Annotated in this window: 16 protein-coding genes and 1 pseudogene; 6 read left to right on the top strand and 11 right to left on the bottom strand. The window is 74.7% G+C overall.

The window, feature by feature from the left end; translation table 11 throughout:
- Positions 1-234: 234 nt before the first annotated feature.
- From T328_RS11090 to T328_RS11060, 7 genes and pseudogenes are all read right to left on the bottom strand, one after another.
- Complete coding sequence (locus T328_RS11090; protein ID WP_496495793.1) at positions 235-1860, bottom strand: succinic semialdehyde dehydrogenase; 1626 nt, start codon at positions 1858-1860, stop codon at positions 235-237.
- A gap of 122 nt (positions 1861-1982) precedes the next feature.
- Positions 1983-3581: a serine/threonine-protein kinase gene (locus tag T328_RS11085; RefSeq protein ID WP_496495792.1), complete on the bottom strand. Its 1599-nt coding sequence runs from the start codon at positions 3579-3581 to the stop codon at positions 1983-1985.
- 273 nt (positions 3582-3854) lie between these two features.
- Positions 3855-5105, bottom strand: a complete 1251-nt coding sequence (locus T328_RS11080) for an APC family permease (protein WP_496495791.1) — start codon at positions 5103-5105, stop codon at positions 3855-3857.
- Positions 5106-5424: 319 nt separating this feature from the next.
- On the bottom strand, positions 5425-7098 hold the full coding sequence (locus T328_RS11075; RefSeq protein ID WP_496496077.1) for a serine/threonine kinase C-terminal domain-containing protein: 1674 nt from the start codon (positions 7096-7098) through the stop codon (positions 5425-5427).
- Between the two features lie 2697 nt (positions 7099-9795).
- Positions 9796-10017 (bottom strand): annotated as a pseudogene (locus tag T328_RS11070) (hypothetical protein); the annotation flags it as partial.
- A 377-nt stretch (positions 10018-10394) separates the two neighbouring features.
- Entirely contained in the window at positions 10395-12689 is a 2295-nt protein-coding gene (locus T328_RS11065) for a serine/threonine-protein kinase (RefSeq protein WP_496495790.1), read from the bottom strand.
- Positions 12690-12886: 197 nt separating this feature from the next.
- Entirely contained in the window at positions 12887-14593 is a 1707-nt protein-coding gene (locus T328_RS11060) for a glycerol-3-phosphate dehydrogenase/oxidase (RefSeq protein ID WP_496495789.1), read from the bottom strand.
- A 223-nt stretch (positions 14594-14816) separates the two neighbouring features.
- Between T328_RS11060 and T328_RS11055 the strand changes: the two genes are divergently transcribed.
- The 3 genes from T328_RS11055 to T328_RS11045 all read left to right on the top strand — a co-directional run bounded on the left by T328_RS11055 (position 14817) and on the right by T328_RS11045 (position 17297).
- Complete coding sequence (locus T328_RS11055) at positions 14817-16094, top strand: nucleotide sugar dehydrogenase (protein ID WP_496495788.1); 1278 nt, start codon at positions 14817-14819, stop codon at positions 16092-16094.
- A 100-nt stretch (positions 16095-16194) separates the two neighbouring features.
- Complete coding sequence (locus T328_RS11050; protein ID WP_496495787.1) at positions 16195-16647, top strand: hypothetical protein; 453 nt, start codon at positions 16195-16197, stop codon at positions 16645-16647.
- 116 nt (positions 16648-16763) lie between these two features.
- Positions 16764-17297: a hypothetical protein gene (locus tag T328_RS11045; RefSeq protein ID WP_496495786.1), complete on the top strand. Its 534-nt coding sequence runs from the start codon at positions 16764-16766 to the stop codon at positions 17295-17297.
- Between the two features lie 164 nt (positions 17298-17461).
- On the opposite strand, the gene T328_RS11040 is transcribed toward T328_RS11045, so the two are convergent.
- From T328_RS11040 to T328_RS11025, 4 genes are all read right to left on the bottom strand, one after another.
- Positions 17462-18577: a GuaB3 family IMP dehydrogenase-related protein gene (locus tag T328_RS11040; RefSeq protein ID WP_496495785.1), complete on the bottom strand. Its 1116-nt coding sequence runs from the start codon at positions 18575-18577 to the stop codon at positions 17462-17464.
- A 52-nt stretch (positions 18578-18629) separates the two neighbouring features.
- Complete coding sequence (gene guaB / locus T328_RS11035) at positions 18630-20135, bottom strand: IMP dehydrogenase (protein WP_496495784.1); 1506 nt, start codon at positions 20133-20135, stop codon at positions 18630-18632.
- Between the two features lie 244 nt (positions 20136-20379).
- On the bottom strand, positions 20380-20982 hold the full coding sequence (locus T328_RS11030) for a sigma-70 family RNA polymerase sigma factor (protein ID WP_496495783.1): 603 nt from the start codon (positions 20980-20982) through the stop codon (positions 20380-20382).
- Between the two features lie 301 nt (positions 20983-21283).
- Entirely contained in the window at positions 21284-21895 is a 612-nt protein-coding gene (locus T328_RS11025) for a response regulator transcription factor (RefSeq protein ID WP_026276081.1), read from the bottom strand.
- Between the two features lie 413 nt (positions 21896-22308).
- Between T328_RS11025 and T328_RS11020 the strand changes: the two genes are divergently transcribed.
- From T328_RS11020 to T328_RS11010, 3 genes are all read left to right on the top strand, one after another.
- Positions 22309-22623, top strand: coding sequence for a WhiB family transcriptional regulator (locus T328_RS11020; protein WP_496495782.1), 315 nt, complete (start codon positions 22309-22311; stop codon positions 22621-22623).
- Between the two features lie 93 nt (positions 22624-22716).
- Positions 22717-23409, top strand: a complete 693-nt coding sequence (locus T328_RS11015; RefSeq protein WP_496495781.1) for an MOSC domain-containing protein — start codon at positions 22717-22719, stop codon at positions 23407-23409.
- A gap of 21 nt (positions 23410-23430) precedes the next feature.
- Entirely contained in the window at positions 23431-24204 is a 774-nt protein-coding gene (locus T328_RS11010; RefSeq protein WP_496495780.1) for an SDR family NAD(P)-dependent oxidoreductase, read from the top strand.
- Positions 24205-24286: the final 82 nt, after the last annotated feature.

Raw genomic sequence — 24286 nt, 5'->3', positions numbered from 1 at the left:
GCTCGTTGAGCGGGATGCGGTGACCGGACGGCAGGGGACAGCAGCCCGGTCACGACAGGGATGCGGCCGGCCCCGGGGACGCCCGGGCCGGCCGCCCCGCACGGGCACCCCGCACCGGCCCCTCACCGTCCCCGTACCAACGCCTCATCGCCAACGCCCCGTACCGCCGCCCGTCACCAACGACCCGTCAGCAACGCCCCGCACCGGCGGCCCCCGCGCGCGGCGCCCCGCGGCTCAGCGGAACCGCAGCGCCTTCATCGCCCGCAGCCCGCGGCTCATGAACGCCGCGTACCCCTTGTCGTCGTCGTACCGCAGCGGCCCCAGCGCGAACGGCGCCAGCGGCACCACCCGCTGCTGCGCCACCGTCTGCGACTCCGTGTACTTCAGAATCCCCTCCGCGCCGTGCCTTCTGCCGATCCCGGAGTCCTTCATCCCGCCCATGGGCGCCTGCACGCTGCCGTACGCGGCCACGTAGCCCTCGTTGACGTTCACCGTGCCGGTCTGCAGCCGCGCCGCGATGCGGCGGCCCCGCCGGCCGTCCTTCGTCCACACGCTGGCGTTGAGTCCGTACGGCGTGGCGTTGGCGCGCTCGACGGCGTCGTCCTCGTCGCGGAAGCGGTAGACGGAGACGACGGGCCCGAAGGTCTCCTCGCCGCAGACGGTCATGCCGGGCTCGACGCCGTCGAGGATCGTCGGCTCGTAGAAGTACGGGCCCACGTCCGGCCGTGGCCGGCCGCCGGCCAGCACCTCGGCGCCCTTGCCGACCGCCTCCTCCACGTGCCGGGTGACGGTCTCCAGCTGCTGCTCGCTGACGAGCGAGCCCATGTCGGCGCCGTAGCCGAGGGTGTTGCCCAGCCGCATGGCCCTGGTCCGGGCGACGAAGCGGGCGAGGAAGGCGTCGGCGACCGACTCGTGCACGTACAGCCGCTCGACGGAGATGCACAGCTGCCCCGCCGACGCGAACGCGGCGCGCACCGCGCCCGCCGCCGCCTTCTCCACGTCGGCGTCGGCGAGCACCAGCATGGCGTTCTTGCCGCCCAGCTCCAGCGACGCCCCGACGAGCCGGGCCGCGGCGCCCTGGGCGACCTCGCGGCCGGTGCGGGTGGAGCCGGTGAAGGAGACGTAGTCGGCGTGCCGGACGATCTCGGGGCCGACGACGGGGCCGGGGCCGACCACGACCTGCCACACGTCCTCCGGCAGCCCGGCCTCGACCAGCTTCCGGCGCGCCCACAGGGCGGTCAGCGGGGTCTTGGAGTCGGGCTTCATGACGAGCGCGTTGCCCGCGGCGAAGGCGGGCAGAGCGTCGCCGACGGAGAGTTCGAGCGGGTAGTTCCAGGGCGCGATCTGGCCGACGACGCCGCGCGGGTGGCGCAGCTCGGTGACCTTGGTCAGGGTCGGCAGGGCGCCGGTGTGCCGCTTGGGGGCGAGGTAGGCGGCGGCCCGGCGGCCGTAGTGGCGGGCGGCGACGGCGACGGCGAGCATCTCCTCGTGCGCGTGCAGCCGCGCCTTGCCGGTCTCCAGCTGCACGAGGTCGAGGATCTCGTCCTGGTCGCGCAGCAGCAGGTCGTGGAAGCGGAGCAGCACGGCGGCCCGCTGCCGTACGGGCCTGGCCGCCCAGGCGCGCTGGGCGGCGCGGGCGCGCTCGAACGCGGCCGCCACGTCCGCGGGCCCCGCCTCGGGCACGTCGGCCAGCGCCTCGTCGGTCAGCGGGGAGCGTACGGCGACGGTGCCGGAGCCGGTGACGCCGCGGGTCAGGCGCTCGACCAGCGCGGGCGTGACGAACTCGGCGGCGACGGCGCCGGCGTTGCGGGCGCCGTCGGAAGCGGAAGCGGTGGGGTTGCGTGCGGCGGTCTCCGTCATACGGCCGAGGGTAGGACTCCGGCGGGCCCGTTGGGTACCCGACGGTAACCGAATTCCGCCAGCGTTTGCTGGCTCATACGTTCGGGCCGACGCCGGAGGCCTCCGCCGCCGGCTCCGGCACGTCATATGTCCTGGATGTCCAGCGATTCGACGACCTCCCGGTAGATCCGCTCGCCGTCCCGCTTGCCCTCGCCCGCGGCGGGCATCTCCACGGTCAGGTGCCAGCCGATGCCGTCGTCGTTGACGAAGAAGAACTCCCGGCTGCGCGCCTCGGTCTCGTTCTGGAAGCCCTCGTCGCGGGTCCAGGTCGTGACCATCTCGGCGGCGTCCTCGCCCTGGTAGTCGTACTCCTCGACCGTGCCCTCGACGTCGGTGCTCAGCGCGGTGCACCCAACGGTCTCGCCCTCGTCGCAATCGAGCCTCGCGTTGGCCTCGCTCAGCGCGCTCTCCTCCACGTCGGCCGAGCGGGTGAGCCACAGGCTGGGCGTGCCGCCGGGGTCGGTGAACGTGACGGTGTCCTCGTCGACGCTGCGCTTGTAGTCCTCCGGCACCGCCAGCGACGCCTTGAGCTGCTCCGTCTCGTCGTACGTCTTCCAGCCCTCCGGTGCGTCGTCGTCGCCGCCGAACGGGTTCACGAGCGCCAGCACCAGCGCCGCCACCACGGCGATCGCGCCGCCCAGCACGCCCAGCCGCGCGCCGCGCCGCTTGGGCAGCACCGCCGCCAGCTTGCCCGCGCCGCGCCCGCCGCCGCCCGTGCCGCCCGGGGCCGTGGCGAGCATCCCCGGCACCGGCACCGGCCGGGCCACCGCCTCCAGCTGCCGGCGCACCTCGTCCGCCGACGGCCGTGCCGCCGGGTCCTTGCGCAGCAGCTGCATCACGACCGTGCCCAGCGCGCCCGAGCCGCGCGCCGGCGGCGCCGGCTCGGCGGAGAGTACGGCCTGCAGCGTCGCCGGCGCGGTCTGCCGGCGGTACGGGGACATGCCCTCGACGGCCGCGTACATCACGACGCCCAGCGACCACAGGTCCGACTCGGGTCCCGGCCGCTGGCCGAGCACCCGCTCCGGGGCTATGTACTCCGGGGACCCGACGAACGCGCCGGTCTCCGTGAGGCCCTGCTCCCCCTCGATCTGCGCGATGCCGAAGTCGGTGAGCACGACGCGGTCGTACCGGCCGAGCAGCACGTTGTCGGGCTTGACGTCGCGGTGCAGGATCCCCGCCTCGTGCGCGGCGGTCAGGGCGCCGAGCACGGCGACGCCGATGCGCGCCACCTCGCGCGGGTCGAGGGTGCCCTCGGTGAGCTGGTCGCCGAGGGAGCGCCCGCGGACCAGCTCCATCACGATCCAGGGCTTGCCGTCCTCCATCACCACGTCGTGCACGGTGACGACGGCGGGGTGGTCGATACGGGCGGCGGCGCGGGCCTCGCGCTGCATCCGCTCGTACACCGTGTCGCGCATCCGCTCGTCGAGGTTCGCGGGCAGCCGCGGCTCCTTGACGGCGACGTCGCGGTCGACGACCTCGTCGTGGGCCCGCCACACGGTGCCCATGCCGCCGACGCCGAGGCGGGCGGCGAGGCGGTAGCGCCCGCCGAGCAGCCGGCCGGCCGCGGGATCGGCGACGACCTGCGTGGCCGCGGCCTCCTGGGCGGCGCCGGCGTTCTCGTGTGGTGGCCGCAGGCCGTAGCTCGTGGGCTCGTTCCCCACCTTGTCCCCCTCGTTGGTCATGGCACCATCAATAGCGCACTACCGCGCGGTCGCTCCCCTGGCTTTCAACTCTGTAGAAAACGTGCGACATCGGCGGCCTCCGCCGTGACATCCGCCGCGACCCGGTCCGGGTCCTCGGCGAACATGCTGACCTGCACGTTCCCGCGCGATCGGCGCGTCCATGTGCCGGCCGCCCGGCCGTTGACAGTAACAGCCGCGCGGATCTGGCCGCCGCCGGGTCGGATGCTGCGGACGAAGGCGCGGGGGATGGCGGCGTCGCGGTCGCGCTCTCCGTCACCGCTCCGCCCACCGTCCCCGTATCGCATACGCCACCGCCCCCGCCCCCACCACTCCCGCGCCCACCGCCACCGACACCCCCGGCAGCGAGAACGCCAGCACCACGCACCCCGCCAGCCCCACCGCCGGCACCGCGCGCGGCGGCCGGCCCTCCTCCGGACTTAGCGTCCACGCCGAGGCGTTGGCGACGGCGTAGTACAACAGCACCCCGAACGACGAGAACCCGATCGCCCCGCGCACGTCCACTGTCGCAGCCACCACTGACACCACCGCGCCCACCGCCAGCTCCGCCCGGTGCGGCACCCGGAACCGCTCGTGCACCGCGGCCAGCCCGTGCGGCAGATGCCGGTCCCGGGCCATCGCCAGGGTGGTCCGGGAGATCCCGAGGATCAGCCCCAGCAGCGCCCCGAGCGCCGCCACCGCCGCCCCGGCCCGCACCACCGGCTCCAGCCACTCCGCACCCGCCGCCGACGCCGCGTCCGACAGCGGTGCCGCCGCGTCCGCCAGCCCGCCGGGCCCGAGGACGGTGAGGACGGCCACCGACACCGCCGCGTACGCGACGAGCGTGACGCCCAGCGCCACGGGCACGGCGCGCGGAATGGTGCGCTCCGGGTCGCGTACCTCCTCGCCGAGCGTGGCGATGCGCGCGTAGCCGGCGAACGCGAAGAACAGCAGCCCCGCCGCCTCCAGCACCCCCCGCACCGAGGCGTCCGCACCCGGCCGCAACCGGTCCGCGTCGGCGGCGCCGCTGGTCAGCGCCGCCACGACGACGGCGGCCAGCACCGCGAGCACGGCGGCGACGATGACCCGGGTGAGCAGTGCGGACTTCTGCACTCCGCGGTAGTTGACGGCGGTCAGGGCGACGACGGCGGCCACCGCGACGACGTGCTTCTGGTCCGGCCAGGCATACGCCCCGACGGTCAGCGCCATCGCCGCGCAGGACGCGGTCTTGCCGACGACGAACGCCCATCCGGCGAGGTAGCCCCAAAACGGGCCGAGGCGCTCGCGGCCGTAGACGTAGGTGCCGCCGGAGGCCGGGTAGCGGGCGGCGAGCCGGGCGGAGGAGGTGGCGTTGCAGTACGCGACGACGGCGGCGGCGCCGAGCCCGATCAGCAGCCCGGAGCCGGCGGCGCGGGCGGCGGGGGCGAGGGCGGCGAAGATCCCGGCGCCGAGCATGGCGCCGAGGCCGACGAGCACGGCGTCGCCGACGCCGAGGCGGCGGGCGAGCGGGGTGGCCTGATCCGACATGGTCGGGAGGGTAACGGAGGGAGGTGACGGGGAGGGGGCGGTGGGGCGCGTGCGGTGCGCGGAGTGCGTACGAGTCCGGTGGGAGGCAGGGCACGCCGCGGGCGGGGTGTACGGCGCCGGAGGGAACGGACGGCGCGCTGCGGGCGGAAGCGTACGGCGCGCGGAGTACGCGCTGCGCCGGAGGGACGCACGGCGCGCTTGCGGGCGGGGCGTACGGCACGCGCGCACGGCACCTTCGGCGCATACCGCATGCGCGTCGCGCCCGCACCGGGCCCGCGGGCCCGCGCGTATCGCGGCCCCCGCTACGGCACCCGCACCCTCACTCCGTCGGCCGGTAGCTCTCCGCCGCGATCCGGTGGAACCGCTCCACCTCCGCGTCCTTGCCGTCCGGCCCGATCAGCAGCACCACGTGGTAGCTGTCGTCCCAGATCATCGCCAGGTTGCGCGCGTGTATCTGCCGCCCGCCGCTCTCCGTCCACTCGAACTCGCCTTCCGCCATCACCCGCTGCCCGACCTCGATGAGCCGCAGCCCGTCGGCCTGCGCCCACGGCGCGTCGCGGTACGGGTCCAGCTCCGGCTCGCTCTGCTGCTGGTACGCCATCGGGTCGCTGCCGAAGTCGCCGACGCCGTCGCGGCCGGGGACGACGACGAGTTCGTAGTCCCCGGCGGCGTAGCGGACCTGCCCGCTGTCGCTCTCGCCGACGCGCCGCCAGTCCTCGCGGACGGCGACCTCGAAGCCCGCCGGGTCCTTGCGGAGCGTGAAGCCGTCGGGCAGCGCGGAGCCCGCGCCGCCGTCCGGTTCGTCGTCCTTCGGTTTGTCGGCGTTGTCGGATTCCTTCGGCTGCCGGCGTTCCTCCGGTTCGTTGGGATCGGAGTTCTCCGCGGACGGTGCCGCCGACTCGCCCGGCTCGTCGCCGCGCCCGGTGCCGACCGCGCCGCGCTGGTTGCCGGTGCCTTCGTCGGCCTGCGGCATGAACATCGCCGCGTACGCGATGGCGCCGGCCATGGCGACGAAGATCAGCGCGATCAGCGTACGGCCGAGGCTGCGCGGCCCGCGGGGGCCGCGGCGCGAACGGCCGCGCTTGTGCTTCGCGTGCACCGGAACCGGCGCCTTGTTGGCGCGCCGCCGGCGCATCAGCTCGCCGCGCCGGCGCAGTATCGGCAGCCGCCGCGGATCGCCGCCGCGGCCCGTGCCCTGCTGCGGCACGGTGACCGTGCGGCTGCCGATGCCGGGCTCGGGCGCGGTGCGGATCAGGGAGCGCAGCCAGCCGCGCAACTCCTCGAAGTCCGGCCGCTCGGTGGGGTCCTGGCGCAGCAGGGACTCCACGACGGGGCGCAGGGCCCCGCACTCCTCGGCGTGCGCGGCGGGCTCCGAGCAGACCAGCTGCACCAGCTCGCCGACGTCCTCCTCGGGGTACGCGGGATGTCCCTGCACGGCGCGGAAGAGCAGGGCGCCGAGCGCCCAGAGGTCGGCGGCCGGGCCGACGGGGGGCGCGAGCTGCCAGTGCTCGTGGATCGGGCCGGCCTGCTCGGGCGCCCAGCGCTCGGTGACGGCGCCGACGACCTGCATCCGCGTCTGCCGCGCGCGCTCGGCGGCGAGCCGGGTGCTGGGCCCGGGGTAGCGGGTGGCCCCGCCGGCCTCGGGGCCGGGCAGTTCGTCGCGGGGCGCGGGAACGGCCTCCGCGCCGACGGGCACGGCGATCGAGGCGCCGGGCCGTACGCCGGGCAGGCTGCCGCCGTAGGAGGCACCGCCGGGCAGCGAGTCGGGGAGGGACCGGGGCTGGGGGTCGGGTTCGGGGTCGGGTTCGGCGAAGCGGGGGCCGCCGGAGGCGCGGGGGGCGTGCGCACCGGGTCCGCCGCGGGCACCGGGTCCGCCGTGCGCACCAGGTCCGCCGTGCGCACCGGGTAGGCCGGCGCCGGGGTACTCCCTGGAACCACGGTAGGCACCCGGCGTACGGGACCCGCCGTGGCCGGCACCGGGACCGCCGGGCATGGGGGGGCCGCCCGTTCGAGAGGTGCCCGTCGGCCCCGGGCCGCCGTGACCGACGCCGGAACGGCCGGACTCCCCGTACGCACCGGGCCGTCCGCCCGCCCCGGGCGGACGAGAACCGCCGGGCCCACTCGGCACGCCGTGCCCGGCACCGGGGCCGCCGGGCTGCCCTCCGGACGCACCCGGGCCGCTGGGCTCGCCGTAGGTCCCGGGGCCACCGGGCCCGCGGGAACCGCCGGGCGCACCCGCACCGCCGTGGCCGACGCCGGGACCGGGACCTCCCGGACCGCCCGGACCGCTCGGGGCAGGACCGGAACCGCCGGAGCCGCCCGGAACGCCGTGCCCGGCACCGGAGCGGCCGTACGGGCCGGGCCCCGAGGCCCCGCGTGCACCGCCGGGTGCGCCGGAGCCGCTGTGCGTCCCCGGGCCCTGGTACGAACCGGGCCCGCCCGCCGCAGACGCACCGTCGGGTGCACCCGGACCCTGTCCACCCGCACCCTGATACGGGCCAGACCGGCCAGCCTCAGGAACGCCGGGCACACCACCGGGCACACCAGAGCCGTGTCCCCCCGCACCCGGGTACGAACCAGGCCCACCAGCCGCAGACGCACCATGGGGTGCACCCGGACCCTGTCCACCCGCACCCTGATACGGGCCAGACCGGCCAGCCTCAGGAACGCCGGGCACACCACCGGGCACACCAGAGCCGTGTCCCCCCGCACCCGGGTACGAACCAGGCCCGCCCGCCGCGGGAGCGCCGGGGCCACCGTCGGCACCGGGCCCGGTGCCGGGCATGCCGCCCGCGCCCCGGTACGAACCAGGCCCGCCCTGCCCGCGGTTACCGCCCGGCGGCGCGGGAGCGCCGGATCCGCCGCCGGGGCCTCGCGCCGTGGAGCCGTAGGGGTCCGAGGTGCCGTACGCGTCGTAGCCGTCCGCGTCCGCGTCCCCGTCCGCGTCGTTCGGCAGGTCGTCCCAGGGGGCGCCGGTGTCCGGTGAACCGGCCGCCTGCGGGGCCGGGTTGGCGGTGCCGCCCCGGGCCGGGCGGTTGCCGCCGATGTCGATGCGGTCGCTGTACGTCGGCCCCGCCGCCCCCGCGGACGGCCGCGCGCCGCCCGGCCGTGCGAGCGGACCGGCCTCGGGCGTACGCGCCGACTGCCCCGGCACCGCCGGACGCCCGGGCCGCTGCGGCCCCGCAGCGCCGCCACCGCCCCCGGCACCGCCGCCACCGGCGGCGATCCGCGCCTCGGCGGCCCGCGTACCGGCCTGGTACGCGGCCATGACCCCGGCCCGGGCCGAGGGCGTTTCGTCGCCGGCCTGCTCGCCCCCGCGCCCGGCGGGGGCGGATCCACCGCGCGGGTGCCCCGCGGGCCACCGCGCCGCCTCCGGCGCCGGATTCCCGTACCCGGAGCCGCCACGCGCCCCGCCACCGGAGGGCCCGCCTCCGTGCGCCCCACCGGGCCGACCGGGCTGGCCGCCCGGGCGCCCACCCGGATGGCCACCCTGCGCCGCAGCGCCGTGCGGCCCGCCTCCGTAAGGCCGTTGAGCCGAACCGTCCCCCGGCACCCCGGGCGCGCTTCCGGCCGCCCCGTATGCCGCGCCGCCTTGCGGAGCGCCACCGGAGGGCCCTCCCTGCGCCCCGGCCACGTACTGCCCGCCCGAGTGGCCGCCGGTCCCCCCGCCAAGGCCACCCCCGGGGCCCCCACCAGGACCGCCTCCAGGCTGACCGTCCTGCGGCAGCTGGCCCTGCCCGCCACGCGGCGCCGCCTGCCCCGGCCTCAGACCTGCCGACGCACCGCCGCCCGGTCCACCGCCGCCCGGTCCACCGCGCTCGTCCCCCGCCGCCCCGCGAGGCACACCGCCCTGCGGCCCACCAACGTACGGCCGTTGACCCGCACCGCCACCCGGCGCCCCGGTCCCCCAGGCACCGCTTCCGGCCGACGCGCCCGACGCCCCCGGCGCCGCCGCGCCGCCGCGCTGCCACGCGCCGAACGGCCACTGGTCCAAGCCGTCGTCCGGCTCTCCCGTTGCATCTCCGTAAACAGGACCGTCCTGCGCGCCACGCCCGTCGCTAGAACCGCCCACGCCGTGCTCCGACGGCACCCCACCGCCCGACGCACCATCCCGCGCAGCGCGCTCCAACCCATCAGGCCGCTCCGGCCCATCCGGCCCAGCCGGCCCACCGCCCCCCGCCCCGTACGGAGCCGAGCGCCACACCTCGTCGTCCTCGTCGTACGGCGGCGTCCCGTACGGGCCCGCCCCGCCGCGCGCGTCCGCGCCGTCCGCGGAGCCGTCCCCGTGCCGGTCGTACGGCCCCGGTCCGGCGTCCCACCCCGGCGGTAGAACACCGGCGTCCGACCGTCCCGCCCCCCGCGGAGCGCCGTGCGGAGCGCCGTGCGCGTCCTGCGCCGGGAGGAAACCCGTCGCCGGGTCCGGGAGTTGGGGCAGGCGGCCGTCCGCCGGGTCGCCCGGGAGGCCCGGTCCCGTGGCCGGGTCCGGGTCCAGGTCCGGGTTCGCCGGGGTCGTGCCGGGCGGGGGGCCCGGGCTGCCGGTGGGGCGCGGCGGCTCGCCGCGGCCCGGCGGCGGGGGCAGCGGGTCGTACCCGCAGAGCGCCTCTTCCGCCGCACCCGACGCCAGCCCGGTGAGGACCACCCGGCCGTCGTCGCAGACGAGCACCGTGCGCGTGGTGATGTTCCGGTGGGTCCAGCCGTGCGCGTGCAGCGCGCGCAGCGCCGTGAGGATGTCCGCCGCGACCTCCGCCCCGCGGTACGGGCTCAACGGCCGCTCCTCCAGCAGCCGGTCGAGCGTCCGCGCGGGCACCAGCTCGCTGACGATCCAGAGGCTGCCGCCCTCCTCGAACACGTCGAAGACCTGCGCCAGCCGTGGGTGGTCGGGGATCGCCGCCGCCGCGCGGGCGGCGTCCATCGCCCGCTGCACCACCGCACCGGCCGCACTCCGGCCCGCCCCGCCCCCGTAACCGGAGGGGTCGGCGCCGCCGCCGTCCTCTATCAGCTCGGCCTCGACGATCTCCGGCAGCGGCACCTGTCCGATGAGGACGTCCTGCCCGCTGTACGTGTCGAAGGCGCGCGTGTGGATGGGTTCGGCGTCGACGGCAGCCGGTAGCCGGTAACGGTCGGCGAGCACCCGGCCCGCGTAGTCGTCCACGAACGCCTCCCCACAACCGCGCAACGAGCCTGAGACCGGGCCAAATGCGGTCGGTATTCAGCCAGGTCCGGATGCGTACGGTCCGCGAGACATCACGATACGTGCTCGACGGTGGGTCTGCGCCCCGCTCGCGCGGGTTAGTCGACCGGCTTGAAGGATTCGAACGCCGTCTCGCGCAGCCCGCGGCACGCCGGGCCGTCCCACTGGTCGGCCGGGCAGCTGATCATTATCGCGTAGCCGTGGGTGTCGTCCACGACGAATCCGCGGTCCAGGACCCTCATCCGCTTGCCGTCCTGTATGCGGCTGAACTGCCAGTCCGCGACGGTGGGATAGCCGCGCCACTCGACCTCCTTCATCGAGATCCGGCGGTAGCCGGGGCTGTTCGAGCGCACGTCGTCCTCTATGTCGCGCCAGTTCGACAGGGCTCCGCCCGGGGTGTTGTTGGGCTGGGACGTGAAGTCGATCTGAACGCGCGGGAACCGGGGGGATCCGCTGAAGATCGAGCCGCCGCCGCCCGGCGAGGTGGCGGTGCGCTGCCAGCCGTCGGGGAGGGCGACGGAGAAGTTGAACTCCGGCTCGGTGAGGGTCGCGTAGCCGTCGGGAAGGCCGGTGGAGCCGTCGCCTCCGTCGCCCTTGCCGTCGCCCGTGCCGTCGCCCTCGTCTTCGTCACCGGAGCCCGAACCCGAGCCGGCGGTGCCGTCGTCGTCCGCGTCGCCGGCCGCGCCGCCGTTCTCGTCGTTCTGCTGCTGGCGCTTCTCGTCCTGGGCGTTGTTCTTGCCGGCGCCGTCGCCGTCCTTGCCCTGCTGCCCGTCCTTGTCGTCCTGCGTGCCCGCGCCGGCGCTCTGCCCGCCGTCGTTGCCGGACGAGCCCGAGTCGGAGTCGCCGCCGCCCCACGCGACGGCGAGCACCGTGCCGAGGACCGCCAGCGCCACCACGGCGGCGATGACCGCCAACGTGCGCCGGGGCAGCGCGGCCACCCGCGCCGAGAGCGCGCCGGCACCCGCCCGCGCCCGGGCCGCCGGCGCGCCGGCCGGCGGCGGAGGTGCGGCGGCCGTCGTACGGGTGGCGGCCTCGTGGGCATACGCACCGGACCCGGACCCGGACCCGCGCCCGCCGGACCCCGAACCCCCGACCCCGGCGGCACCGGAACCAGCACCGGCACCAGCACCGCCACCGGGACCGGCGGAACCCGAACCGGCCGCCCCCGCGCCCGCCGCCCCGGCGGCAGCCGCGCGCGTACCGGACGCCGCCCCAGGCTGCCGCGGCGGCGACACCGGCCGACCGGGCGTACGGGGCTGGGCCTCGGGGTGCGGCGCTGTGCGAGGCGGCGTCCGCGGCGGGGCCGGCGCCTCGGCCGGCGCCGAAGCCCGCGCACCCGCACCGACACCCGCACCCGCACCCGCAGCACCCGCACCGCCGCTCCGTACCGCCTTCTTCCGCCGCGCCCGCGCCGGCGCCTGCGGCGGCACCGCACCCCGCCCCGCGCCGGACGCCGCACCCGACCCCGCCTCCGAGCCCGTCCCCGCGTCCGGCAGCACCGGCAGCGGCACCACCCGCGTCGGCGCCGTCGCCGCCGAGGGCCCGTCCGGCTCATCCTCCGGCGCGTCGACGACGGCGCGCAGGAGCGCCCGCGCGCCCGCGTCGTCAAGCCGCTCGTCGGGGTCCTTGCGCAGCAGCCCGTAGATGCAGTCCTCCAGCGGACCGGCGTTCTTGGGCGGGTCGATGGGCTTGGTCATCACCGCGGTCAGGGTGGCGATGGCCGACCCCAGGTCGTACGGCGGGTGGCCCTCCACCGCGGCGTACAGCAGCCCGCCGAGCGACCACAGGTCGGACGCGGGCCCCGGCTTCTGCCCGCGGGCGCGCTCGGGCGAGATGTACGACGGGGCGCCGACGAGCATGCCCGTCGTCGTGATCGAGGGGTCGCCCTCGACCTGGGCGATGCCGAAGTCGGTGAGGACGACGCGGCCGTCCTCGGAGATGAGCACGTTCGACGGCTTCACGTCGCGGTGCAGGATGCCCTCGCGGTGGGCCGAGCGCAGCACGTCGAGCACGGCGAGGCCGACCTCGGCGGCGCGCCGCGGGGTGAGCGGTCCGTCGTCGCGGGTGGCGTCGGAGAGCGAGCGGCCCTCGATCAGCTCCATGACGATCCAGGGGCGGTCGTCCTCGTCCACGACGTCGTAGACGGTGACCGCGCCGGTGTTCCTGATCCGGGCGATCGCCTTGGCCTCGCGGAGCGTTCGGGTGACGAGGCGGCGCTTCTCGTCCTCGTCCACGCTGGTGGGAAACCGCAGCTCCTTGACCGCGACCGCGCGGCCCAGCATCTCGTCCGTGGCGCGCCAGACGGTGCCCATGCCGCCGCGGCCGAGCACCTCCCCGAGCCGGTAACGGCCGGCCAGCAGCCGACCCGTCGCGCCGTCCCCTTCGCGCCCCATCGATCCCCTCAGCGATTCACCCCGGCAGGACCTCCATTGTGTCTCATCGCACCGACACACCTGCCCGCCGGGCGAGGTTGCGGTGATCGATCTTCCGCCGCCCACGGCCCGAACCGCGGTGTACTTGCAGCCCAAGGCCCGTGCCCGCGTGCGTACATGCACCTACAAACGATCACGCCGGCACCCGGGCAACCGCCCTACAACGGCACGATCTCCGGCGCCCCCAGCCGGGCCGCGTCCGCCGTCTGGTCGTCGGGCTGCCGCTGCGACTCGCGCTCCGCCTCCACCCGCTTCTCGTAGTGCGCGACCTCGCGCTCGACCTGGTCCCGGTCCCAGCCCAGCACCGGCGCCATCAACTCGGCGGCCTCGGCGGCGCACTGCGTACCGCGGTCGAAGGTCTCGATGGAGATCCGGGTACGCCGCGTCAGCACGTCGTCGAGATGGCGCGCGCCCTCGTGGGAGGCCGCGTACACGACCTCCGCGCGCAGGTAGTCGTCCGCGCCGGTCAGCGGCGCGCCCAGCGACGGGTCCCGCGCGATCAGCTCCAGCACCTCCTCGGCCAGCGACCCGTACCGGTTCAGCAGGTGCTCCACCCGGACGACGTGCACGCCCGTACGCGCCGCCGTCCGGGCCCGCGCGTTCCACAGCGCGTGGTACCCCTCGGCGCCCAGCAGCCGCACGTCCTCGGTGACGCACGGCCCGACCCGCAGGTCGAGCCCGTGCACGGCCTCGTCGACGGCGTCCTTGGCCATGACCCGGTACGTCGTGTACTTGCCGCCCGCGACCACGACGAGCCCGGGCACCGGGTGCGCCACGGTGTGCTCGCGCGACAGCTTGCTGGTCGCGTCCGACTCGCCGGCGAGCAGCGGCCGCAGGCCCGCGTACACGCCCTCGACGTCGTCCCTCGTCAGCGGCACGGCGAGGACGGAGTTGACGTGCTCCAGCAGATAGTCGATGTCGGCGGAGGAGGCCGCGGGGTGGGCCTTGTCGAGGTCCCAGTCGGTGTCCGTGGTGCCGATGATCCAGTGCCGGCCCCAGGGAATGACGAAGAGCACGCTCTTCTCCGTACGGAGGATGAGCCCGGTCGTCGAGTGGATGCGGTCCTTCGGTACGACGAGGTGGATGCCCTTCGACGCCCGTACGTGGAACTGCCCGCGCTCGCCGACCATCGCCTGCGTCTCGTCCGTCCACACGCCGGAGGCGTTGACGACCTGCCGCGCCCGTACCTCGAACTCCCCGCCCTGCTCCAGGTCGTGCACCCGCGCGCCGACGACGCGCTCGCCCTCGCGCAGGAAGCCCACGACCCGCGCGCGGTTGGCGACATGCGCCCCGTACTGGGCGGCGGTGCGCACAAGCGCGGCGACGTAGCGGGCGTCGTCGACCTGCGCGTCGTAGTACTGAAGTGCACCCACGAGCGCGTCCTTGCGCAGGCACGGCGCGACGCGCAGCGCATGCGAGCGGGTCAGGTGGCGGTGTGCGGGCATGCCGCGGCCGTGTTCGCGGGAGACGGACATGGCGTCGTACAGCAGCACGCCGGAGCCCGCGTATGCCCGCTCCCAGGCGCGGTGCTTGAGCGGGTAGAGGAACGGCACCGGCTTGACCAGGTGCGGCGCGAGGCGCTCGGTGAGCAGCCCGCGCTCCTTCAGCGCCTCGCGGACGAGGGTGAAGTCCAGCATCTCCAGATAGCGCAGCCCGCCGTGGATGAGCTTGCTGGACCGGCTGGACGTGCCCGACGCCCAGTCCCGCGCCTCGACCAGCCCGGTGGCCAGCCCGCGGGTGGCCGCGTCCAGCGCGGTGCCCGCGCCGACCACGCCGGCGCCGACGACCAGCAGGTCCAGCTCGCGCTCCGCCATCTGTGCGAGGGCCTCGCCGCGCTCGGCCGGCCCCAGTACCGCTGTCTTCACGGATGCCTCCTGTCCTGTCGCCCGTTGCGGCAGCCCACGTGCCCACGTCCGATTCTGTCCGCACCCACGGCGTACAGCCACCGTGCGCGCAACACCACAGGCGCCGCAAAGTGCTCAATACTGAATAACAGTCATATAGGCCCGTAGCCTGACAAGAGCCTCTACTCGCCCCGGGCATCAGCCCGCCCGGGACCGGGACCGACGGGAAGGAACGCCCGCAGACATGCCCGCAGACGTCGCCGTCATCGGACTCGGCCACCACGGCCTCCCGCTCGCCCGCGCCGCCGCGGGGGCGGGCTTCTCCGTCGTCGGATACGACCCCGACCCGCGCGCCGTCGACTCCCTCACCGCCGGCCGCCCGCCGGTCGGCGGCTCGCTCACTGCCGCCGCGGTACGCAGACTCCTGACCACCGGTTTCCGCGCCTCTGCCGACCCCGCCGACCTCGGCGGCGTCCGTACCGCCGTGATCTGCGCCCCCACCCCGCTCGCCGAGGACGGCGCACTCGACCTCGGGCCGGTCGCGGACGCGGCGCGCGAACTGGCGCGGCACCTCAAGCCGCGCACCACGGTACTGCTGGAGTCGGCCGCCTACCCGGGGAGCACCGAGGACCTGCTGCGCCCCCTCCTGCAGCAGGGCTCCGGGCTCCGGGCGGGGCGCGACTTCCACCTGGCGTACTCCCCCGGCCCCCTCGACCCGGCCGGCACCGCCCCCGCGCCGAAGGTCGTCGGCGGGCTCACCCCGGCCTGCACGGAGGCGGCGGTGGCGTTCTACGGCCGGTTCGCGGAGCGGGTCGTACGGGCCCGGGGGCCGCGCGAGGCGGAGACGGTGCGGTTGCTGGAGGGCAACGTACGGCACGTGAACTTCGCGCTCGTCAACGAGCTGGCCTGGTTCTGCCACGACCGCGGCGTCGACCTGTGGGACGTGATCCGCTGCGCCGAGACCCGGCCCTTCGGCACCGCGCACAGCTTCCGCCCCGGCCCCGGCGTCGGCGGCCACGGGGTGCCCATCGACCCCGGGCGCGTCCCCGTCCGCGTGCCGCATCCGGGCAGCCGGACCGCGCCCGGCTTCGACCACCCGCTGCGGATGGTGGACCTCGCCCGCGAGGTCAACGGCCGGATGCCGCGGTACGTCGTCCAGCGCTGCGCCCAGCTCCTCAACGAGCACGGCAAGTCCGCCCGCGGCGCCCGCGTGCTGCTCCTCGGCGTCACGTACGAACCGGATGTCGCGGACCTGGAGCGCACCCCGGCGAGCGACGTCGCGGCCCGGCTGACGGGGCTGGGGGCGCGGGTCGGGTTCCACGACCCGTACGTCACGGCGTGGCAGGTGCTGGGCCGGCCGGTGCCGCGGGCGGGGGCGCCGTACGAGGCGGCGGCGGACGCGGACCTGACGGTGCTGCTGCAGCCGCACCGGACGTACGACCTGCAGGCGCTGGCGGTGAAGGCGCAGCTGCTGCTGGACACGCGCGGGGCGGCGCCGACGGGGGCGGCGCACCGGCTGTAGCCGGCCCGTGCGGCCGGTCGGGTAGCCGGCCCGCGGATCACCCGCTCTCCGGGGTGCCGCAACCGGATCTGTGCCGCCGGAACTGCTACCGTTCGGCCGTATGGGTGATGCGGTGATGACGACGGCCGACAGCCGCCCCCGGCTGGTGCAGGCACTCGCCGTCGGCGCCGCCGCCACCGTGGCGGGAGCGCTGGTTCTGGGAGTGACGCAGGGCCTCGTGGGCGAGCGCGCTCTGGAGCTGGGCTACTGGGCGCTGGCCCTCGGCCTCCTCGTCGGCGTCGCCGTCGGCCGCGCGGGCGAGCAGGCCCGCGGCTCGGCGCTCCTGGCGATCCCCGTGGCGCTCGCCGGCGTACTCCTCACCCAGATCACCGCGACCGCGGTGCACCTCGGTACGGCCGACGTCGGCGCCGCATATGAATTCTGGAGCGCCGATGTGCTGGGGAAGAACGACATGTCCTTCCTCCTGGTGGCCGCCGCCGAAGCGTTCCTGGTCAGCCAGCGAGTGTCCGAACTGCGAAACAAGATGTCGCAGTCGCGTCACGACTCCCCATAAGGGCTTGTTGTCAGGCCCTGATCAACTGCTAGCGTTCCGCGCACTGTCACACTGACCGCGCCCACCACCAACTGTCCCCGGGCACGGCAGAAACCTTATCTCGGGGGGAAATCCCTATGTCCCAGCCGTATCAGCAGCAGCCAGGTCCCGGCACCCCGGGCCAGCAGCCGTTCGGTGCCCCGCCGCCCTACGCGCAGCAGCCGCCGGCCCGTACCGGCAACGCCGGCCTCGCCATCGGCGTCGCCCTCGTCACCGCGATCGTGGCCGCGGGGCTCTACGCCTTCATCCTCAAGTCCCTGTTCGACGAGCAGACCGGCGAAGTGACGAAGATCGGCTACGCGTCGATCCTCGTCGGCGCGCTCATCGGCGCGGCGATCGGCAAGCTCGGCGGCAGGAACCCCGGCCTCTGGATCGCGGGCGCGGTCATCGCCATCGGCTCGGTCTTCATGGGCGAGATGTACGGCTACGCCATGATCTTCGAAGAGATCTCGGCCGGTCAGCTGGGCTCGGCGACCGAGATCCTCACCGACCACTTCGGCGACATGTTCAAGGGCTGGCGCGAGGACATGGGCGCCATGGCCTGGATCTTCCTGGCCCTGGCCCCCATCGCCGCCTACGGCACGGCGTCGCGCCTCGGCAGCCGCAACTGAGCCGCAGCACACACGGCAAAGGGCCGGGCCCCGCGCGTACGGCGCGGGGCCCGGCCTCTTTCCTGCTTTTCCAGCCTTTTCACGGGCCCGAATCAGAAAGACCAACTCGGAAAAGACAGAAGGGGCACGGTGTTACTCCCCCGCCGCCGCGCCTCCGCCCGGGCTCAGCGCGACCGCGCCACCGTCACCTCGACCCGCTGGAACTCCTTCAGCTCCGAATACCCTGTCGTCGCCATCGCCCGCCGCAGCGCACCGAAGAAGTTCATCGACCCGTCCGGCGTGTGCGACGGCCCCAGCAGGACCTCCTCCGTGGTCCCCACCGCGCCGAGATTCATCGCCTTCCCGCGCGGCACGTCCTCGTGCACCGCCTCCATGCCCCAGTGGTGCCCCCGCCCCGGCGCGTCCGTCGCGCGGGCCAGCGGCGAGCCCATCATCACCGCGTCCGCCCCGCACGCCACCGCCTTCGGCAGGTCGCCGGACCAGCCGACGCCGCCGTCCGCGATCACGTGCACGTACCGCCCGCCGGACTCGTCCATGTAGTCCCGGCGGGCCGCGGCGACGTCGGCCACCGCCGTCGCCATCGGCACCTGGATGCCCAGCACGTTGCGCGTCGTGTGCGCCGCGCCGCCGCCGAAGCCGACCAGCACGCCCGCCGCGCCCGTACGCATCAGGTGCAGCGCCGCCGTGTACGTCGCGCAGCCGCCGACGATGACCGGCACGTCCAGTTCGTAGATGAACTGCTTGAGGTTCAGCGGCTCGGCGGCAGACGAGACGTGCTCCGCGGAGACCGTCGTGCCGCGGATGACGAAGATGTCCACCCCCGCGTCCACCACGGCCTTGGAGAACTGCGCCGTACGCTGCGGCGACAGCGCCGCCGCCGTCACCACACCCGAATCGCGGACCTCCGCCAGCCGCCGGCCGATCAGCTCCTCCTTGATCGGCTCGGCGTAGATCTCCTGCATCCGCCGCGTCGCGTCGTGCTCGTCCAGCCCGGCGATCTCGGCGAGGAGCGGCTCCGGGTCCTCGTAACGGGTCCACAGCCCTTCGAGGTTGAGCACCCCCAGCCCGCCCAGGCGCCCGATCCTTATGGCCGCCTCCGGCGAGACGACGGAGTCCATCGGCGCGGCGAGGAAGGGCAGCTCGAAGCGGTAGGCGTCGATCTGCCAGGCGATCGAGACCTCCTTCGGGTCCCGGGTGCGCCGGCTCGGCACGATGGCGATGTCGTCGAAGGCGTACGCCTTGCGCCCGCGCTTGCCCCGGCCGATCTCGATCTCAGTCACTGATGCTGCCCTTCCAGACGGTTGCCGGCCCAGTATCCCCCGGCCGCTCGGGTCAGCCCTTGCGGGAGTAGTTCGGGGCCTCGGTCGTCATCTGGATGTCGTGCGGGTGGCTCTCCTTCAGGCCCGCGGAGGTGATCCGGACGAAGCGGCCGTGGTCCTTCATCTCCGGGACGGTGCGCCCGCCGACGTAGAACATCGACTGCTTCAGCCCGCCGATCAGCTGGTGCACGACGGAGGCGAGCGGGCCGCGGTACGGGACCTGGCCCTCGATGCCCTCGGCGATCAGCTGGTCGTCGCTCTTGACCTCTTCCTGGAAGTAACGGTCCTTGGAGTACGACTTGTTGCCTCCGCGCGACTGCATCGCGCCGAGCGAGCCCATGCCGCGGTACGACTTGAACTGCTTGCCGTTGATGAACAGCAGCTCGCCCGGCGACTCCTCGCAGCCCGCCAGCAGGCTGCCGAGCATCACGGTGTCCGCGCCGGCGACCAGCGCCTTGGCGATGTCGCCGCTGTACTGCAGGCCGCCGTCGCCGATGACCGGCACGCCGGCGTCCCGGGCCGCGAGCGCGGCCTCGTAGATCGCGGTGACCTGGGGGACGCCGACGCCGGCGACCACGCGGGTCGTACAGATGGAGCCCGGTCCCACGCCGACCTTGATGCCGTCGACGCCCGCGTCGACCAGCGCCTGGGCGGCGTCGCGGGTGGCGACGTTGCCGGCGACGACGTCGACCGCCGCGTTCGACTTGATCTTCGCGGCCATGTCGGCGACGAGCCGCGAGTGGCCGTGCGCGGTGTCCACGACGATGAAGTCGGCGCCCGCCTCGACGAGCGCCTGCGCCCGGTCGTAGGCGTCCCCGGCGACGCCGACCGCCGCGCCGACGATCAGCCGGCCCTCGCCGTCCTTGGCGGCGTTCGGGTACTTCTCGGCCTTGACGAAGTCCTTGACCGTGATGAGGCCCTTGAGCACGTCCCGGTCGTCGACCAGCGGCAGCTTCTCGATCTTGTGCCGGCGCAGCAGGTCCATGGCCTCCGCGCCGGAGATCCCGACATGGCCGGTGACCAGCGGCATCGGCGTCATGATCGAGCGCACCTCGACGCTGCGGTCGGGCTCGAAGGCCATGTCGCGGTTGGTGACGATGCCGACGAGCCTGCCGCCCTCGTCGGTCACCGGTACGCCGCTGATACGGAACCGGCCGCAGAGCGCGTCCGCCTCGGCGAGGGTGGCGTCGGGGCGGATGGTGATCGGGTCGGCGACCATGCCGGACTCGGAGCGCTTGACCTGGTCGACCTTCTTGGCCTGGTCCTCGATGGAGAGGTTGCGGTGCAGCACGCCGACGCCGCCCTGGCGGGCCATGGCGATGGCCATCCGGGACTCGGTGACCCGGTCCATGGCGGCGGAGAGCAGCGGGATGTTCACCCTGACGTTCCGCGACACGTGGCTGGCGGTGTCGATCTCACCCGGGGCCATGTCGGCGGCGCCGGGCAGCAGCAGCACGTCGTCGAAGGTGAGCCCGATGGTGGCGAACTTGTCAGGGACGTCGGCGGCGCGCTCTGTCATGACACCCTTCCGGTGGGTCTTGCCCGATGGGACTGACCATGGTAACGGCGCGCGGGTCGGGTCCGTAACGGGGCTGGTGACCGGCGTGCGAAGGTACGAAGTCCGGAGGCCGGAGGGTCTACGGACCGTACGGACCGTACGGACCAGCACAGCGACGCGCACGGTGCGTACGGGTGCGTAGCGGTGCGTACGGTCGGCTACGTCGCGTGCGGGGGCCCGCGCTGGCGCCGCGTACGACCCGCCCCTACTGGCGCGCCAGCGCCCGCAGCCTGCTCAGCGCCCGGTGCTGCGCCACCCGCACCGCGCCCGGCGTCATACCGAGGATCCGCCCCGTCTCCTCCGCGCTGAAGCCCGCCGCCACCCGCAGCAGCAGCAGCTCCCGCTGGTTCGCCGGCAGGCTCGCCAGCAGCTGCTTCGCCCACTCCGCGTCGCTGCTCAGCAGCGCCTGCTCCTCGGGCCCCAGCGAGTCGTCCGGGCGCTCCGGCATCTCGTCGGACGGCACGGCGGTGGAGCCGGGGCCGCGCATCGCGGCCCGCTGCAGGTCCGCGACCTTGTGCGCGGCGATGGCGAAGACGAACGCCTCGAAGGGGCGGCCGGTGTCGCGGTAGCGCGGGAGCGCGCAGAGCACCGCGATGCAGACCTCCTGCGCGAGATCGTCGACGAAGTGCCGTGCGTCGCCCGGCAACCGGTGCAGCCGGGTGCGGACATAGCGGAGCGCCAACGGATGCACGTGGGCCAGCAGGTCATGCGTCGCGCGCTCGTCCCCCTCGGCCGCGAGCTGGACGAGTCCCCTGATCTCGACCGGCCTTTCGGCCGTCTGGGACACAGTGGTCTCGTTGCCGCGCATCCGTCCATGGTGCCTCGCCGTCGAACGTTCCGCGGCATCGCGGCCGTCGTTGTAGACCGAAGCGTTATGCGCAACTGCGCGGACAGTCACCACAAGCGCCCTCCCTTCGCCGCCCCCGTCCGGGATTCCGCTGTGCCCGATGCGCGTCGCTCCGAAGAACCCATGCCTCAAGCATGCGCCTTCGCGCGCGAAACCGGGTCGCCCCGCGGCCCGCGGCCCCCGTCCGCGGGCCCGCCGCCGCGTACGGGGCGGGTGCGCCGGCCCGGGGCGCTGGGCCCCGGCGCGGCGGATGCGCGGCAGGTCAGCGTACGAGACCCCAGCGGAACCCGAGCGCCACGGCGTGCGCCCGGTCGGACGCGCCGAGCTTTTTGAAAAGCCTGCGCGCGTGCGTCTTCACGGTGTCCTCGGAGAGGAACAGCTCGCGGCCGATCTCGGCGTTGGACCGCCCGTGGCTCATGCCTTCGAGCACCTGGATCTCGCGCGCCGTGAGCGTCGGCGCGGCCCCCATCTCGGTGGAGCGCAGCCGCCGCGGCGCGAGCCGCCACGTCGGGTCGGCGAGGGCCTGCGTGACGGTGGCCCGCAACTCGGCGCGGGAGGCGTCCTTGTGCAGATAGCCGCGGGCGCCGGCGGCGACCGCGAGGGCCACGCCGTCGAGGTCCTCGGCCACGGTCAGCATGATGATCCGCGCCCCCGGGTCGGCGGAGAGCAGCCGGCGCACGGTCTCGACGCCGCCGAGGCCGGGCATCCGTACGTCCATCAGAATCAGGTCCGAACGATCGGCACCCCAGCGGCGGAGCACTTCCTCGCCGTTAGCCGCCGTCGTCACGCGCTCGACGCCGGGCACGGTCGCAACCGCGCGGCGCAGCGCCTCTCGGGCGAGTGGGGAGTCGTCGCAAACGAGGACGGATGTCATGGCCGCCCTCCGGAGCTGATGCGCGTCACCTTGAGCCTCCAGGGCTGGTACGTATCGTCACCTTCGGCGGTCGACCGCCGATCGGGCGCGCCCGGGACGAACGCACTCGCAGTCAACCGCTTCCGCACTCTCAACGACGGTCACCCGAAAGAGTTACGGGGGCTCCTGGCACCTGTTGCGACGGCTGTCGCCACGGGGACCTGGGCCACACTCCTCGCCACTCTACGTGATGAATCGGTCACCGAGTAGGAGTCGCCGCGCCGCGCCGCGTCATAACTCGAATACACCAATTCGCACCGCTCTGATCAGCTATTCTCTATTTTCACTATGAGTACTATTTACATCAGGTATGCGCAGAGAGGTAGTGTCACGACCGTTAGGTGTCTTCCAGGGCGCTTCCAAGGTGATGCAAAATGGCTGATTTCTCCCGGCTGCCGGGGCCGAACGCCGATCTGTGGGACTGGCAGCTCATCGCAGCGTGCCGCGGTGTCGACAGTTCGTTGTTCTTTCACCCGGAAGGGGAGCGGGGCGCCGCCCGCAGCGCACGGGAAGCATCCGCCAAAGAGGTGTGCATGCGCTGCCCCGTGCGCGCGGAGTGCGCGGCGCACGCGCTGACGGTTCGTGAGCCGTACGGCGTGTGGGGCGGGCTGACGGAGGACGAACGCGAAGAACTGCTGGGCCGGGCCCGGCACCGGACGCCGGCATCGGCGCCCCCACCCCACAACTGAGGCGCCGCGCTACCCGGGCAGCAGGCAGCAGCGCCACCACCGGCCCGGAAAGTCCTTTGAGCGTTGTCAGAGGGGCCGGTTACCGTCGGGGGCATGCAGGTGCTCTCCGTGAACCTCGCCCGCCCGCAGACCGCCCCCGAGATCACCGACGCCCCCGACTTCGTCACCGGCATCGACAAACGGCCGGCCGACGGGCCCGTGCGCGTCGAGGAGCCCGGCCCCGAGGGCGTCGGCGGCAGCGGCCTCGTCGGCGACGTCATCGGCGACCTGCGCCACCACGGGGGCACGTACCAGGCGGTGTACGCGTTCGCGCGCGAAGACCTCGACGTCTGGGGCGCCGAACTCGGCCGCCAGCTGCCGAACGGCGTCTTCGGCGAGAACCTGACCACCGCCGGCGTCGACGTCTGCGGCGCGCGCATCGGCGAGCGCTGGCGGATCGGCCCCGACCTGCTGCTGGAGGTCACCAGCTCGCGCATCCCCTGCAGTACGTTCGCCGGCTGGCTCGGCGAGCGGGGCTGGGTCAAGCGCTTCACGCAGGCGGCGCGGGCGGGCGCGTACCTGCGGGTCGTCGAGCCCGGGGAGATACGCGCGGGGGACGAGGTCCGCGTCGAGCACCGCCCGGACCACGAGGTGACGGCCGCCTTCTGGTTCCGCGCGCACACCCTGGAGCGGGAGCTGCTGCCCCGGCTCCTCGCCGCCGCCGACGCGCTGCATCCGGAGTCCCTGAAGAAGGCCCGCAAGGCGGCGGCCCGCGCGGCGGGGGCAGAGGGCATACCCGGGCACTGAGCGGCCCGCTAGCGTGCCGACATGACCACTGCGCTGATTACGGGTTCGACGGCCGGCCTCGGCGCCGCCTTCGCGCGCCGCCTGGCCGCCTCCGGACACGACCTGGTGCTCGTCGCCAGAACGGCGGAGCGGCTGCGGGAGCAGGCCGCCGAGCTGCACGAACGGCACGGCATCGAGGCGTCCGCGCTGCCCGCGGACCTGGCCACGGAGGAGGGCATCACGGCGGTGGAGAAGCGCCTCGGGGACGCGGACCGGCCGGTCGACCTGCTGGTCAACAACGCGGGCTTCGGGCTGAAGGGGCGCTTTCTGCAGGTGACGCTCGCAGACGAGCTGACGATGCTGAAGGTGCACTGCGAGGCGGTGCTGCGGCTGACGACGGCCGCGGCGGCGGCGATGCGGGAGCGGTCGCGCGGGGCGGTGGTCAACGTCGCGTCGGTGGCGGCGTTCGTGCCGCGCGGGACGTACGGGGCGAGCAAGTCGTGGGTCGTGCAGTTCACGCAGGGCGTGGCGCGCGACCTGGCGGGCAGCGGGGTGCGGCTGATGGCGCTGTGCCCGGGGCTCGTACGGACGGAGTTCCACGAGCGGGCGGGGATGGGGACGGACAACATCCCGGGGTGGATGTGGCTGGACGCGGACCGGGTGGTGGCGGAGGGGCTACGGGACCTGAGGAGGGGGCGGACGCTGTCGATCCCGGACCCGCGGTACAAGGCGCTGATGGGGGCGGCGAAGCTGGTGCCCCGCGGCCTGCTCGGCCGGGTCTCCTCCGGCGCCGGGCGCAAGTACGGACCCCGGTGACCGGCGGGAGAGAGCCCCGTCCCGTCCCGAAGCTCGGGGGCTCCACCCCCGAGACCCCCAAGACCCCCGAGACCCCCGCACC

Source organism: Streptomyces sp. CNX435 (assembly GCF_059570575.1).
This window is presented reverse-complemented; position numbering and strand designations above follow the sequence as displayed.